The sequence below is a fragment of the Mesorhizobium sp. KACC 23794 genome (genome assembly GCF_052180275.1).
Lineage (GTDB): Bacteria > Pseudomonadota > Alphaproteobacteria > Rhizobiales > Rhizobiaceae > Kumtagia.
In genome coordinates, this window is record NZ_CP197465.1 from 1871413 (window position 1) to 1884001 (window position 12589).

General features: G+C 63.4%; 15 protein-coding genes and 1 pseudogene. 6 read left to right on the forward strand and 10 right to left on the reverse strand.

Annotated elements, in window-relative coordinates; all coding sequences use genetic code 11:
* Positions 1-18: 18 nt before the first annotated feature.
* Positions 19-1761, reverse strand: a complete 1743-nt coding sequence (locus ACSBOB_RS09195) for a relaxase/mobilization nuclease domain-containing protein (RefSeq protein ID WP_442582120.1) — start codon at positions 1759-1761, stop codon at positions 19-21.
* 7 nt (positions 1762-1768) lie between these two features.
* Positions 1769-2095: a hypothetical protein gene (locus ACSBOB_RS09200; RefSeq protein ID WP_442582121.1), complete on the reverse strand. Its 327-nt coding sequence runs from the start codon at positions 2093-2095 to the stop codon at positions 1769-1771.
* Positions 2096-2846: 751 nt separating this feature from the next.
* Between ACSBOB_RS09200 and ACSBOB_RS09205 the strand changes: the two genes are divergently transcribed.
* Positions 2847-3551, forward strand: coding sequence for a SprT-like domain-containing protein (locus ACSBOB_RS09205; RefSeq protein WP_442582122.1), 705 nt, complete (start codon positions 2847-2849; stop codon positions 3549-3551).
* Between the two features lie 66 nt (positions 3552-3617).
* On the opposite strand, the gene ACSBOB_RS09210 is transcribed toward ACSBOB_RS09205, so the two are convergent.
* The 4 genes from ACSBOB_RS09210 to ACSBOB_RS09225 all read right to left on the reverse strand — a co-directional run bounded on the left by ACSBOB_RS09210 (position 3618) and on the right by ACSBOB_RS09225 (position 5280).
* Positions 3618-3926, reverse strand: coding sequence for a hypothetical protein (locus ACSBOB_RS09210; protein ID WP_442582123.1), 309 nt, complete (start codon positions 3924-3926; stop codon positions 3618-3620).
* Positions 3923-4132, reverse strand: a complete 210-nt coding sequence (locus tag ACSBOB_RS09215) for a hypothetical protein (protein ID WP_442582124.1) — start codon at positions 4130-4132, stop codon at positions 3923-3925. The genes ACSBOB_RS09210 and ACSBOB_RS09215 overlap by 4 nt, the downstream gene beginning before the upstream one ends.
* A 31-nt stretch (positions 4133-4163) precedes the next feature.
* Positions 4164-4397: a hypothetical protein gene (locus ACSBOB_RS09220; protein WP_442582125.1), complete on the reverse strand. Its 234-nt coding sequence runs from the start codon at positions 4395-4397 to the stop codon at positions 4164-4166.
* 517 nt (positions 4398-4914) lie between these two features.
* On the reverse strand, positions 4915-5280 hold the full coding sequence (locus tag ACSBOB_RS09225; protein ID WP_213332185.1) for a phosphoglycerate kinase: 366 nt from the start codon (positions 5278-5280) through the stop codon (positions 4915-4917).
* A 317-nt stretch (positions 5281-5597) separates the two neighbouring features.
* Between ACSBOB_RS09225 and ACSBOB_RS09230 the strand changes: the two genes are divergently transcribed.
* Positions 5598-7127, forward strand: a complete 1530-nt coding sequence (locus tag ACSBOB_RS09230) for a type IV secretory system conjugative DNA transfer family protein (protein WP_442582126.1) — start codon at positions 5598-5600, stop codon at positions 7125-7127.
* Here ACSBOB_RS09230 and ACSBOB_RS09235 read toward each other — a convergent pair.
* Positions 7119-7511, reverse strand: a complete 393-nt coding sequence (locus tag ACSBOB_RS09235) for an ankyrin repeat domain-containing protein (protein WP_442582127.1) — start codon at positions 7509-7511, stop codon at positions 7119-7121. The genes ACSBOB_RS09230 and ACSBOB_RS09235 overlap by 9 nt on opposite strands.
* On the reverse strand, positions 7504-8379 hold the full coding sequence (locus tag ACSBOB_RS09240; protein WP_442582128.1) for a hypothetical protein: 876 nt from the start codon (positions 8377-8379) through the stop codon (positions 7504-7506). The genes ACSBOB_RS09235 and ACSBOB_RS09240 overlap by 8 nt, the downstream gene beginning before the upstream one ends.
* A gap of 108 nt (positions 8380-8487) precedes the next feature.
* Here ACSBOB_RS09240 and ACSBOB_RS09245 point away from each other — a divergent pair, with 108 nt between their 5' ends.
* Entirely contained in the window at positions 8488-9180 is a 693-nt protein-coding gene (locus tag ACSBOB_RS09245; RefSeq protein ID WP_442582129.1) for a hypothetical protein, read from the forward strand.
* Positions 9181-9241: 61 nt separating this feature from the next.
* Here the strand turns inward: ACSBOB_RS09245 and ACSBOB_RS09250 are convergent, their stop codons facing one another.
* Positions 9242-10156, reverse strand: coding sequence for an ArdC family protein (locus ACSBOB_RS09250; RefSeq protein WP_442582130.1), 915 nt, complete (start codon positions 10154-10156; stop codon positions 9242-9244).
* Positions 10157-10317: 161 nt separating this feature from the next.
* Here ACSBOB_RS09250 and ACSBOB_RS09255 point away from each other — a divergent pair, with 161 nt between their 5' ends.
* The 3 genes and pseudogenes from ACSBOB_RS09255 to ACSBOB_RS09265 all read left to right on the forward strand — a co-directional run bounded on the left by ACSBOB_RS09255 (position 10318) and on the right by ACSBOB_RS09265 (position 11419).
* Positions 10318-10575, forward strand: a complete 258-nt coding sequence (locus ACSBOB_RS09255) for a hypothetical protein (RefSeq protein ID WP_442582131.1) — start codon at positions 10318-10320, stop codon at positions 10573-10575.
* Positions 10576-10649: 74 nt separating this feature from the next.
* A pseudogene (locus tag ACSBOB_RS09260) lies at positions 10650-10808 on the forward strand (hypothetical protein); the annotation flags it as partial.
* Positions 10809-10819: 11 nt separating this feature from the next.
* Complete coding sequence (locus ACSBOB_RS09265; protein WP_442583693.1) at positions 10820-11419, forward strand: IS5 family transposase; 600 nt, start codon at positions 10820-10822, stop codon at positions 11417-11419.
* Positions 11420-11548: 129 nt separating this feature from the next.
* Here the strand turns inward: ACSBOB_RS09265 and ACSBOB_RS09270 are convergent, their stop codons facing one another.
* On the reverse strand, positions 11549-12190 hold the full coding sequence (locus ACSBOB_RS09270) for a DNA methyltransferase (protein ID WP_442582132.1): 642 nt from the start codon (positions 12188-12190) through the stop codon (positions 11549-11551).
* Positions 12191-12589 lie beyond the last annotated feature (399 nt).

Sequence of the window (12589 nt, forward strand, 5' to 3'; positions counted from 1 at the left end):
AATATGAGCAGCCGGGTGCTACCTCTCCCTCTCAAAGTCATCCCTTCCACGCCGCCGCGAACGCTGCCGCTCACTCTTCCGCTCCGCGCGCGATATACGCACCGGCTCCTCCGTCCCGTCACCGCCGCCGTCACCGCCGCCGTCCTCACTGCCAGCCGCCCGCGCGAAGTCCCCCGGCAAATCGACCTCCTTGGCCCACGGCTCCTGCCGCTCCAGCGCTTCGCGGTGCGCATCCTTCAGGTCGACATCGCCCGCTTCCGGCTCCAGACGCTTTTCTTCCTCCGCTATTCGCGCCCGCATCGCGCGCTCTTCATCGCGCTCCTGATCACGTCCGGACCTGTCCCTATACCTGTCCTTCGCCCGCCGCACTGACGCGCTGCGCCCGCGCGGCCTTAACTCCAGAGCCAGCGCCGGCATATGCTCATGGCCAGCCCGGTCCTTCAGGCGCTGTTCTCGAACTCTCTTCTCTTCCAGCGCCTTGCGCTCCCGCGCCTCGACCGCCGTCAGCGCCTTCAGCTGCCGGTTCATGTCGAGCGCCTGCAGCTCATGACGACGCTGCAGCAACGCCGTTTCCACGCGCTGCCCTGCCGCAAGCCCCTTCTTGCTCTCCCGGAAGGCAACATACCGCCTGGCATCCTTATACCGCTGGACCCGGTGGATGATCGCCGACGCTCCGGTTACGCGCCCAAGGAACGCAGCCAGCCCCGTCGGCCGTGTTTCCTCACGCTGCTGGCGCACCCGCGCCGTCTCAGCGAGATAACCAGCCCGCAACGCCTGCCGGGCAGCCAATTGCTCCCGCAACAGCGTTTCCCGCTCTCGCTCCTGACGCGCCACCATGTCAGCGCGTGCCGCCTCAACCGGCGCCCGCCGCTCCGCCTGTGCCCGCGCCAGTTTCTCTAATTGCGCACCATCATCCCGGGCCTTGGCAAACTGCTCGCGCGCCTTGCGATGCTGCGCGACCAGCGCCTTCGCCTCCTCGACCGTGGGCAGCGACTCCGGCGGAAACTCCTTTTCCAGGAAGGCGCGGATATCTTTGGTGCGCACGCTGCGATCGTCGATGAGCTTGGGGAGGGCATTCATCCCGCCATAAATGTCGACCAGCACATAAGGCCGATTGCCCGTCGCCAGCACATAGCCGAGATCTTCCAGCGCCCGGACGAAGGCCTTCGGGCTGTCGCTCTGCCGCCAGGCCTGCGTGACCTTCAGCTGGCGCTCTTCCTTCGATAGGCCGGTCGCGCGCTCCTGCGCCCGCTCATAGAGCGAGACCTTCTGCCGCCGTTCGTCAAAGCGCCCGGGCCCATAGCCCTGCGGCAGTTCCAGCCCGTGCTCGCGCGCGAACTGCCGCGTCACCATCATCAGCTTCTCGCGGTCGAAGGCGAGATGGACGGCCTTTTCGTTCTGGTAGTCGATGCGCGACCAGACGACATGGCAATGCTCCCGGCCGCTCTTGATGTGGTAGACGATAGCCCGCGGCTGGCCTTCGAGGCCGAGCGCCTTCTCCACCCGGTCGACATAATCCATGTACTGTGCCCGCGACAGCTGACCCTGCCCGAGGTCCGGATTGACCGAGAGGCTGTACAGATAGTTGCGGCACTTGGTGAGACCGGTGGCGATGGCCTCCCACTCGGCGAAGGCCCCGTGCAAATCCGGCGCGACCGCGCCCGAGACCTCGGCCACCTCGACATACTCATTGTCGAACGCGTTCAGCAGATGGGTGGCGAGGTCTTTGCCGCCGCCGCGCTGGCTCGCCTTGGGGATCATGTGAGCCTCATGGCGCGCGCCCCAGCGCCTTCAAACAGGCGGCCCGGATTTCACGAATATCGCGCGCGGCGTCTTCCAGCAGCGCTGGATCGGCATCGCCGACGAGACCCTTCAGGCGCTCGTTCAGCAGCGCGGTCTCGGCCAGCAGGCGCGCCACATCCGCGCGCGATGCGGATGCCCGGCGGGCGGGTTTCGGCGCATTTTCGCCGAACACGGCCGCGGTGATGAAGGCATTGACGGAGAGCCCAGAGTCGGCGACCCGCGCCCGGAACTGCTCCCGCAGTTCATACGGGGGCCGGTAAGAGATCGGTGCTTCGCGCTTCTTCTCCGTCATGCATCATCGATAGCGCCGTCAAGCCGCCCCGATCCGCGCGCTTTCCACGCGCGCGCATAGCCGTGATCGGGACGCTGCCGCCGCCATCGCCCGCGCGCCGCCAACCTGCCTGGTGCGAGGGTTCCGGGGAGCGCCATTCCCCGGTCGATGGGTTTGCAAAGGGAGAGCCGAGATCTCCCCTTTGCTCGAAGCCGGTGCCGACACACCGGTCGTGGTCCAGGGCGCGACAGCCCTGGCCGTGGGTTGCAAGGGGGCGCGGCCAGCCCCTTTGCGCGATGGGTCCAGGGAGAGCGCAGTCTCCCTCGGTCGGGATGCAACGCCGAAACGTTGCCTCAGCCGCCAAGGGCTCGATGCCCGCACGCGGCTGACCGCATCCCTTGCCGCATAGGCCGTCATAAGGACGGACTTATCGGCATTAGGGATGCCCTGAGGGGGTCCGCGGGGAACCGGAGAGTTCCCCCGGCAAGGTGAGCGCGGTAGTACCGCGCACACCTTGTACAAAGCCGGACTTCAGGATTTGCCCCTCTCTATGATTATGCCATGAGCCGGGGCCACAAGTGAAATGTACATCGCAGCATAATGACAGGATGAGTGCTCGTACATTGCTTTCTCATTGCAGCAAGGACGAGGAAAGCACGAGGAAGCAGGCCTCAAACAGGAGCGACATTTAAGGCCTCACGCAGCCTGGTCCTGACTGAGATTGGAGTGTGCATTCCAGTGGCAAGGGACCGGCGGACAAGGATGGTCCTCCATGAACGCTCCCCTCAACACCCACACAACCTCTCCTGTCGACCCCGCTACACCGACAATCAAACCGACCAAAGAAACCTATGAGCGCCTTCAGCAGGCGCATGAGTATTTCAACAAGGCGCTGTTCGGCGGCACGCTGCCGAACGCGCTCATCACCTTCCAGCGCCGCAAAGGGACATTCGGCTACTTTGCTGGCGGGCGCTTCCAGAATGATGCCGGCCAGCAGGCCGACGAAATCGCCCTCAATCCCATGCACTTCGCGAGCCGCAGCCAGAAGGACATCCTCGGCACGCTCGTCCACGAGATGGCCCATCAATGGCAACGCCATGAGGGCCAGCCGGGACGCGGCCGCTACCATAACCGGGAATGGGCTGAGCAAATGAAAGCCATCGGGCTTCAGCCGTCCGATACCGGGATGGAGGGCGGCAAGGAGACCGGCGAAACGCTCGGGCACTACATCATCCCCAGCGGCCCGTTCGACGTGGCCGCCAGCAAGCTTCTCGGCAAGGGGTTTGCCCTGACCTGGAAGGATGCCCCCGAAGTTTCCGACCCGACTACAGGCGAGAGCGCAGCTGAGCCTGCCACCCCGAAAAGCGGCAAACGCGTGCGCTATTGCTGCCCGAATTGCGACCTCAAGGCCTGGGCAAAGCACGATGTCCGGCTGCTGTGCGGCACGGACAATGTGCTGATGCTCCCCACCACGTGACATCCGAGAAGCACTAAAAACGGCGCGCCCGCGAGGGCGCGCCGTTTTCATGTCCGCCGTGCGCGGCTAGAACAAAGTCATCTGCCGCGCAGCCGCCTCCTTGTCTTTCCAGGCTTTCGAGCCCGCCGCGTGGTCGAGCCACTCCTTCACAAAGGCAATCGGTCCGCCAGCCTCGGCGATAGCAGTGGCCGGGGTGAAATGAGACCGATAGCCGGTCTCGGTCATCGGCAGCGGGGCTTTTTCCGGTTCAAGCGCACGCAGCTCCAGATGAGCGGTGCTGTACGGACCGTCGCTATCCAGCCATCGTTCTTCATAGCGGATTTCGATGGTAATGCCGCGCCAGACAATACGGTGGGTTTCAATGGAGCGCGTCATGACGCGCCCCCTGTCTCCTCAATAAAGTACCGGACCGATGCCGCGTGGCACGCGGCGAAATCGAGACCGGTCACGGCGCAGAAATGTCGAAGGTCGGCGAGCAGGTCGGACACGGCTTCCTGGCCATAGGCGGGTGCCTGTCCGTAGACCCAGGCAGCGCGGGCCAGCGCCGCGCGAGCGGCTTCGATGTGAACATTGTTGTTCATGGTGTTTCTCCTTCCCGGTGGGAGGGGGCGCTTACGCGCCCGCCTCCTCGGTTGCTTCGGACGGGGCCCGGAGGACGATGCGACCGCCATTGACCGGGATGAGGTCCAGTTGAAGGGTCAGGCCTTCGCCCTTCTGGTGGCGCCAGGCGGCGCCGATGCGGCTCCAGAACTTCTTCTCGCCGCGTTCATCGACATGGTAGGCGATGTAGGCCGGCGGGGTGAATTCACGGGCGGGCTTGCCCGTCTGGTTGGTGTTGCGTGTCATGATGTAGCTCCTTTCGCTATGGGTTTTCCTCGACACGCCTCATTCAGGAGCGGGCGGAAAAGCGGGCGGTTCATGGCTGGCGCGGGGGGTGGGGCATCACCCGGCTTGCAGGGAGCGCAGCGACCGAAAGTGGGGGATACCCCCGCGCCACCCCGTCAGGGGCTTGGCCTTGAACCGGCTGCGCGCCCGCTCAGGACTGGGGCGGTTATTGTCGAGGGAAATCCCTTGTCAGCGAATGAGCGGGACGTCAGGCGCAACACCGGAGCGGAAAGGCACAATCGCGCCCACCAGCACCGGGCAGAAACCTCGCCTATCAAGTAACGCGGGGGAATATCTGCAGCCGCTAAGACGCATCCGTGCGACCGGAGCGATGGCCTGTTTTCTGCGCCATCACCGGCAATGGCGTCCCTTCCGCATCCTGGCCCGAAACGTGGAACAATGAGGCGGGCGCTCCAGCGCCCATCCCCCGCAAGAAAAAATGAAACCGCGGCGACCCAGCAGGGCCGCCGCGGAATGTTCACCACCACGAGGTGTAGAAGACGGTCATGCCGTCTGCGATCTCAGCCCGCGCCTTCTCGACGAACGCCAGGTCGTCCGCGAGTTCCGTTCCATCGGACTGACCGAAGAAGAAGCCGCTGGTCGGCGGCAGGTTGCCGCTGCGGATATCGGTTTCGAGCCGGTCGAGATCATCAGCCGTGAGCTGCAGGTTGACGCAGTTGAAGTCGTCATTTCTGCCGCCCTTGGCGCGATATAGCGCCTCCATCCAGCCGTGGAGGTTCGGATGCTTGCGCCAGTAGTGCAGTTCACTGCCGGTCTCGGCTTCGAAATCGATCGGCGCTGCCGGGGTTTCGGGGATGGCGAAGGCGTACATATCAAGGCCCATGGGGCTCTCCTTTCGTTCGTTGTTGCGTGTCCCGAGGGACGCGGAACGAAAGGCCGGCCGGCATCAGCCGCCGCCGTCATGACCAACACGGTCCCGCCAGCATAGATGCGCGGGAGTGGTGCGGGCGGGTCATTGACGGCAAGGCGCCGGAAGGCACGTTCAAGCAGGCTTCGAAGGGTGACAACGATAAAGGGGAGCATCCCCCGGGCGGTTGAGCGCTGGCACATCCGCGATAAGGCGCGAGGAAATAGCGAGGAAGTCTGCCGGATGGGCACTCCAAAATGGCCAGAGTAACCCCGGTCGGCAGGAGCCCCCCAATGAACGCCTTTGAAAAAGACTTCATGAGCGACATCGCGCGAGGCGTGACGACGCGTTTTCTCGATCGCCAGAGCGTCCCGCAGGCACGGTGGGAGCCCTGTGAGAAGATCATGGGCAGCCGCCACATGGCGTATGACCCGGCGAGCCCCGGGGCTAAGATTCTAGTTGGCGCTCTTGATGGCCGCCTCATCGGCATCGACGACAACCGCCATGTGATGACCATTGCCGGTTCCCGGACGGGAAAGTCGGTGACGCTCGTGAACAACCTTCTCTTCTATCGCGGCAGCGTCCTGGCGCTCGACCCTAAGGGTGAGCTGGCCGCCATCACCGCTGAGCGGCGCGGCGCGCTCGGTCAACAGGTCTGCATTCTCGACCCCTTTCATATCGTGCCGGAACGGCTGAAGCCGTACCGCACGAGCTTCAATCCCCTGTCGCTGCTCTCGCCTGAGAGTGACACCATCATCGAGGATGCGGGGCTGATTTCAGACGCGCTTGTCATCGCGGGTGGCAAAGACCCGCATTGGGATGACAGTGCGCAGAACTGGATCGAAGGGCTGCTGCTGCACATCGCAACAGACCCCGCGTTTGAGGGACGGCGCAATCTCGTCACCCTGCGGGCGCTGCTGCGAACCGTGTTCGTCACGACTGGCGCGGGTGAGGATGACCCGTTCGCGCTCGAACTCGCCATGCTCAAGAACGCGGCGCGTTTGCAGCGCAGTGAAACCCTCGCCGATGTCGGGGACGTCATCGAAGGGGCTGCCCGTGATTTCTACGAGCGGCCACCCAACGAACGTGCGGGCGTGCTCTCGACAACCCGCCGCCACACGAAGTTCCTAGACTTTCGGGCCATGGCACGGGTGCTGGACGGGCACGACTTTGACCTCTCGACGCTCAAGACGGCAACACAGGGGATGACCGTCTACCTGTGCCTGCCCGCCAACCGGATGGCACGCTGCAGCCGGTGGCTGCGCGTGTTCATCAACCTACTTCTCGATGCGATGGAGCGGGAGAAGGCAAAACCTGCCGTCCCGGTCCTGGCCTGCCTCGACGAATTCCCGGTACTGGGGCACATGAAGCAGCTCGAAGACGCCGCCGGGCAGATTGCCTCGTTCGGCGTGAAGCTCTGGGTGGTGCTGCAGGACTGGGGACAGGGCAAGGCGCTCTACAAGGAACGCTGGGAGACGTTCGTCGGCAATGCCGGAATTCTCCAGTTCTTCGGCAACAACGATTTGATGACGACGGAGTACGTCTCAAAGCGGCTGGGGAAGACCGTGGTGAAAGTCACCCGGGAAGGAGAAGCCGCAACCGACCAAAGGGCCACCGGCATCACCGGGCGCTCGGAATCACTGGAGCAGTATGACCTCCTGACGCCGGATGAAGTCAGCCGCCAGTTTGCACGCAGCGACCGACGCAAGCGCCAACTGGTGGTGTGGGCGGGCTACAATCCGCTGATGCTCCAGCGCGTGGAGTATTTCGACGAAAGCAGTCCCGTGCATCAGGCGTTTGCCGGGAAGTACGCGTCACCCTGAGTCCGTCTGCTCGCCGGGGCGGCGGCGCTGCGCGGGGACTGCAATCCCCGCGCCGTGCTGAAGGTCAGCGAGGTAGCGGCCGACGGCAGGATTGCGCCCCACGGTGACGGCTACGACGGCCGCCGTCCGCCCTTGTGCATCCCTAATGCCAAGGTTACAGCGCCCGGTCCCGACAAGAAGGCGCAGGACAGCAACAGCGTTGCGTCCTGCCGCGACATGGAGCGCCGTTAGGCCGGTCCCGGGTTCTGCGAAGTTGATGTCGATGGCGGCGTTCGCGAGGAACTGACGTACCCTGTCAACGTCACCGACGTTCACAGCTTCCAGAAACACCGCGTGCAGCCGCCGGCGTTCGGCATCATCTGTCTGGCCGGGACCATTAGCCATCGGGCTCGCCCTCCTGCCGGTATTCCCAGATGCGCTCTTTGATTTTCCCGAAGGCCACGTCCCGGGTGCTCGTATCCTCCGTAACGAAGCTCATCCGGCCCTTCTCATATCCCGGCGCTGGCGCGCCGAAATCCCGCGACTTTACGAGCAGCATGGCGGCAGGTTTGTTGCCCGCCGCGACCTTGCGGTCGAGTACCGTGTAGATGCTAGGCTCCCCGCGCAGACTGTCCTGGACGACAAGGCAGGCCTGCCCGTTCCGGTGGAAAAGCCAGCCATCAAAACGCTGCTCGCTGCCGCCCGAGCGCTTCAGGAGACGGGCAAGCGCATCGCGCTTCGTCGACTGCGGCGCAATCGTCAGGCTGTAGAGCTTGTCCTCGACGACCGGGGCATGAACTCCCCCATCCCGGACAGTGACGACGGACAGCTCCGTGCGGCCGGAGGCCAGCTTGCGGCTTGCCGCAAAGCGCCCCTGCAGCGGTGCAAAATCCCGGCCGTCATCCTGCCCTCCGAAGAACGCCGACAGCGCGTGGACGAGTGGGTTCCAGGCTTCGGCGGGCCGAAGGTCGGCATCGGTCAGGAAGGATTTGGATTTGAGATAGGCGCAGAGCGCATCAAGTCGTTCCTTGCTCGGTGTCTGCGTGCCCGCCGCAAAGCGCCGCAAGGCCTCCGCGAGCGGTTTGTAAGGGTCACGGAGAGGCTCGCCGTCATCCTCAAGGTCTTCGTCAGTATCGAGCGTGTCCAGCGAGGTTTCGTGCAATTCACGGGCGATGGCGGACCATGTCCGCTTGCGGCCATTGGTATGGGTTGCGGCGTGATAATCTATCAGCGCCGCCTGAATCCTTGCGAGTATATCGTCCGCATACTCCATAGACCGGTCCATTTTTACGAGGAAAGCGCGAGGAAAAGCCGCGTCCTCCGGTGACACATTCTCATGCAGGCCAGCGACAAACAAGGCGCGGCCGCAAGGAGAACGGTCATGAACGCGATTGCGAAAGTCTTTGAGGGCGAACCCCATACGGACATCACCGTTGAAGGCGGGCGCACCACCATCAGCGTCGCCCTCCGTCATCTTCGCCCGTTCGACGCGCAGTCCGCCGATGAAATGGCGAGTCTTCTGGCTGTCGCAGCTGTCGGCGTTGCGGGCTGGATCAGCTACGAGGCGATGACCGTAACGGCTCCCGCCATCGGGTTCTTCCTCGGCGGCCTGTGCGGCCGTCCCTTCATGCAGCAGAAAATCCGGCACCTCGCGCAGGTGACTGCGACAGTGAAATTCAGCGAAAACGCCATCTGGCTCAAGAAGATTAAGAAGGCCCCTTCTTGGGAGCCGGAGCCGGAATGGCAGAAGTTCGATCGCTCCTTCGAGCACCGCTTCGTGCTCTACCAGCATGACAAAGCGCAGGCCGAGAAGGACGAAATCGACTACCAGGTCAGGACCAAGCCCGGTCTGCGCGTGGCGCGCTACTACGGGGAGTCTTGGTACGTAGTCCTCGAATATCTCGGCCAGCGTTTTGATGTGGCTGAGGTGATGGGCCAGCGGCGGGCCAACGCAATCCTCGACCGACTCACCTTCTGCGACAAGTACATGGACAGCCTGACGGATGCGCGCAAAAGGCTGCCGATCCGTCCGGAGGACGAATGGCCGGGGCCGTCCGGCTCTATCCCGCAATAGCGTTGCGAGAAGGACGGCGACCATGACCATCAGTCGTGTATTCGGGAAGAAAGGCCGCCGCTCAGGCGGCGGCCTCCAGCGGGCGGCTGAAGCGCCCGAGGTAATCGGCGGCGCGCTGCGCGTGCGCGGCGGCGGCGAAAACGGCGCGCTTGTCCTCCTTCAGAACGGACAGCCAGTGGCCGATATAGGCCGCATGGTCGGCCCGGTCTTCGAGCTTCAGGCCCAGGTCGGCGCAAAGGAACGCCGCGCCCAGCTCGGCCACGAGCTCTTCGCGGGCGTAGCCGTCATCGCCGAACTTCTTGCGCCCGAAATCCCGGTCAAGACGAGTCGCATGGCGCGTCCAGTGGGTCGCCTCATGGGCGAGCGTCGCGTAATAGGCCTGCGCATCGCGGAAGGCCTCGAAGGGCGGCATCTGTATGTAATCCAGCGCCGGGCTGTAATAGGCACTGTCACCGCCGTGCCGGATATCGGCGCGGGTCGCAGCGAAGAAGCTTTCGGCTCCGGCAATCCGCTCGTCGGGATTGCGGCTGGCGTGTGCCAGCGCGTGGAAGTGCTCGGGCAGGCCCTCGATTTGCTCGACATTGAAGACCGTGTAGGCCTTCAGGAACGGAATGGCCCGCTCGGTCTCATCGCCCGTGGCGTCATCGGTTTCGGTGCGGCGCATCGTGTCGGCGTAGACGACGGGCGATCCCTTCTCGCCCTTGCGGACATGGCCGCCAAGCTCGATGGCCTGCTTGAAGGTCATCCAGATAGGCGCCGCGTAGTGCCCCGTCATCGCCGACGCCCAGAGGGTCAGGATGTTGATGCCGGCATAGGGCTGGCCGTTATGGCGCAGTGGCCGGGAGACGTGCCCCGCCGCGTGGGCGGAGTTCCAGGGCTGGGTCCAGGGTTTCACGCCCTGCTCAAGGGCTTCGATGATCTGGTTGGTGATGCGGCTGTAGACATCCTGCCGCGGGGTTTCGGTGGTGGTCGTCATGACCTTGCTCCTTGCGTTGCGGGTTTTCCTCAAGACGCGGGCAAGGAAGGACGGGCGAATGAGCCGGCGGGTCAGGCCCTAACACGGTCCCGCCCCTTGAAGGCGGGAGTGGTGCGGGCGGGGTTTGACCGGACGGCGCGCCCGGCCAGCCCTCGACGTCAATGGTTGAGGAAATCCGCTGCGGGCAGGGTCATACGTGCCGCAAGGGCCCCGCCGCCGCTGTCATCCAGGAAGAATGCAACCCGGTGACAGAGAAAGGTTTGGCCATGAAATACCAGGACTGGAAAAAGCACTCTGCGCGGCGCAAGGCGCTCTGGCCCGGCGACATGAAGGGCTATCTGCATCGCCAGCACAAAGTGACGATCAGCATTGACGCCGAGCTAGGCCGTGTGGACGAATTGCGGCGTGTTGAAGTTTGAGGATTCCTCGGTTGAAGCGGTTGTGATTCATGAGTTTCCGATTGATTCGGAGATCGGAAACCATGTCAACGCGGATGGACGAAGCAGATTGGGATCACACGTTGGAAGTATTTCGGGCCTGCCTGCCGCGGCGTGGACGCACGGCGTCGAACGACCGGCTTTTCCTGGAGGCGATACACTTCTTCACGCTTGAGAACGTGCGCTGGCGGGCGCTGCCGGATCGGTTCGGCCATTGGAACTCGGTGTGGAAACGCTTCGACCGGTTGAGCAAGGCGGGCGTGTTCGAGGCCTTCTTCGACACGCTGGCTTCGATGAGCGCATCGGCGCATCTCATCCAGATGTTCGATTCCACCGTGGTGCGCGCCCATGTCTCGGCGGCCGGCGCAAAGGGGGGCAGGAAGGTCAGGCGCTCGGTCGTTCCAGAGGCGGGTTCACGACGAAAATCCATGCCAAATCAGATGCATCGGGAGCCATGATCGGTTTCGACCTGACCGGAGGCGAGAAGGCGGATGCGCCCCATTTCCCCATCCTGCTCGACATCGGACCCGACATCACGCCGCGCGCCGCCATCGGCGACAAGGGCTATTCCAGCAAAGCCAACCGCGCCGCCGCGAGAGCCAGAGGCATAGCCCCGGTCATCCCGCACAAGAGCAACGAGAAGGACAGGCCCGCCTACTTCGCCAAGGTGCTCTACAAGGCGCGAGCCCGTATCGAACAGGGCATCGGCCTCGTCAAACGCTTCAAGCGCGTCGCCCTGCGATGTGAGAAAACCGAACGCAACTATCGATCAATCGTCAGCTTCGCTGCTGGACTATGCTTGATCAAATTCGTCCACACAGCCTAGCCGAATGGCTGGTGGAGAATGTCGTGGGGCGGTCGTCCTATACCTGCGACCTCGAAGAGACCATCGTGACGGCCTTGCGGATAGCAAGGCGCGATGCGAGTACGCCACGGAATTAGGGCTATGCCGCCATTAGGCTGCAAGCCGGTCGATGGCGACCCGGTGATGCTGGGTCGCCAGTTCAACGCCTATGAAGTCCCGGCCGGTCTGGCGGGCAGCCACGAGGGTGGAGCCGGAACCACAAAACGGGTCCAGCACAATCCCGCCTTGGGGACAGAATGCTTCAATCAGGGGTGCCAGAACCGAGACCGGCTTTTGCGTGGGATGCAGCCGGTTGCCTGTGTAGGCCCATTCGATGACGTCAGCCGGCGGCGTCACCGGTAATGCGGGGCCGCCCTTCGCCAGCACATAGGCGCATTCATGACGGTATTCGACGAACCGGGCGCTTGCCGCATAGGGCTTGTTGAATACGAGGTGCCCGACGATGCGGAATCCCGCTTTGCGCCAGGCATCGATGAACAGGTCAGCAGCCTGCCATCCATAGAAGCTGACGCACAAGCTATCGCGCCGCAGGAGGCGGTACATTTCCACCGCCGAGGGAACGAGCCAGTCCGCCTGATTGTCGTTCAAGACGGTCTTTCCGCTACGCGGACGGTAGTTCATCAGGTAAGGCGGGTCCGTCAGGACGAAGTCCACGGAATTTGATGCCAGGCCCTGCATGACATCAATGCAGTCACCGTGGAATACGCGGTTTCGATAATATTCTTTCGTCATTGAGATTGCTCCTCCTCTTGCTGTTTCAGAAGCGAGGGAAGGACAGGCCGCCAAGCAGCGTCCGCACCGGAGGGAAACAGCCAACACGGGAGGCGTCAGCCGAATGGAGCGGGCGGCTGTTGCGGAGGCTGCGTGGCCTGTCAGGGCGAGCAAGGAAGGTGAAACAGCAGGGGTGAGCAGTGTTGATGATTTGACGTATTACGCAGCCAAGGAGCCGGTAATGAAGCTCGATGCGAGGCAGGATTCGCCACAAACTTGCCACAAGCTCAGACGGGCTAGGGCGGACAATCGAGGATTTCTGCGGGTTTCAGCGGACTCGGGTCTTGTGGCAAAAATGAGAAAAATGGCTCATTACTGAAAAGAATATACATCTAAGTGATTGATTTTGCAGGTGGAGCG

What these genes read in the sequence shown, in the direction of transcription:
- ACSBOB_RS09245 (WP_442582129.1), top strand. Translation starts at nt 8,488, where the DNA reads ATGAACGCGATTGCGAAAGTCTTTGAGGGCGAACCCCATACGGACATC.
- ACSBOB_RS09225 (WP_213332185.1), bottom strand. Translation starts at nt 5,280, where the DNA reads ATGGGCCTTGATATGTACGCCTTCGCCATCCCCGAAACCCCGGCAGCG.
- ACSBOB_RS09270 (WP_442582132.1), bottom strand. Translation starts at nt 12,190, where the DNA reads ATGACGAAAGAATATTATCGAAACCGCGTATTCCACGGTGACTGCATT.
- ACSBOB_RS09240 (WP_442582128.1), bottom strand. Translation starts at nt 8,379, where the DNA reads ATGGAGTATGCGGACGATATACTCGCAAGGATTCAGGCGGCGCTGATA.
- ACSBOB_RS09195 (WP_442582120.1), bottom strand. Translation starts at nt 1,761, where the DNA reads ATGATCCCCAAGGCGAGCCAGCGCGGCGGCGGCAAAGACCTCGCCACC.
- ACSBOB_RS09215 (WP_442582124.1), bottom strand. Translation starts at nt 4,132, where the DNA reads ATGAACAACAATGTTCACATCGAAGCCGCTCGCGCGGCGCTGGCCCGC.
- ACSBOB_RS09255 (WP_442582131.1), top strand. Translation starts at nt 10,318, where the DNA reads ATGGTTGAGGAAATCCGCTGCGGGCAGGGTCATACGTGCCGCAAGGGC.
- ACSBOB_RS09220 (WP_442582125.1), bottom strand. Translation starts at nt 4,397, where the DNA reads ATGACACGCAACACCAACCAGACGGGCAAGCCCGCCCGTGAATTCACC.
- ACSBOB_RS09205 (WP_442582122.1), top strand. Translation starts at nt 2,847, where the DNA reads ATGAACGCTCCCCTCAACACCCACACAACCTCTCCTGTCGACCCCGCT.
- ACSBOB_RS09200 (WP_442582121.1), bottom strand. Translation starts at nt 2,095, where the DNA reads ATGACGGAGAAGAAGCGCGAAGCACCGATCTCTTACCGGCCCCCGTAT.
- ACSBOB_RS09210 (WP_442582123.1), bottom strand. Translation starts at nt 3,926, where the DNA reads ATGACGCGCTCCATTGAAACCCACCGTATTGTCTGGCGCGGCATTACC.
- ACSBOB_RS09235 (WP_442582127.1), bottom strand. Translation starts at nt 7,511, where the DNA reads ATGGCTAATGGTCCCGGCCAGACAGATGATGCCGAACGCCGGCGGCTG.
- ACSBOB_RS09230 (WP_442582126.1), top strand. Translation starts at nt 5,598, where the DNA reads ATGAACGCCTTTGAAAAAGACTTCATGAGCGACATCGCGCGAGGCGTG.
- ACSBOB_RS09250 (WP_442582130.1), bottom strand. Translation starts at nt 10,156, where the DNA reads ATGACGACCACCACCGAAACCCCGCGGCAGGATGTCTACAGCCGCATC.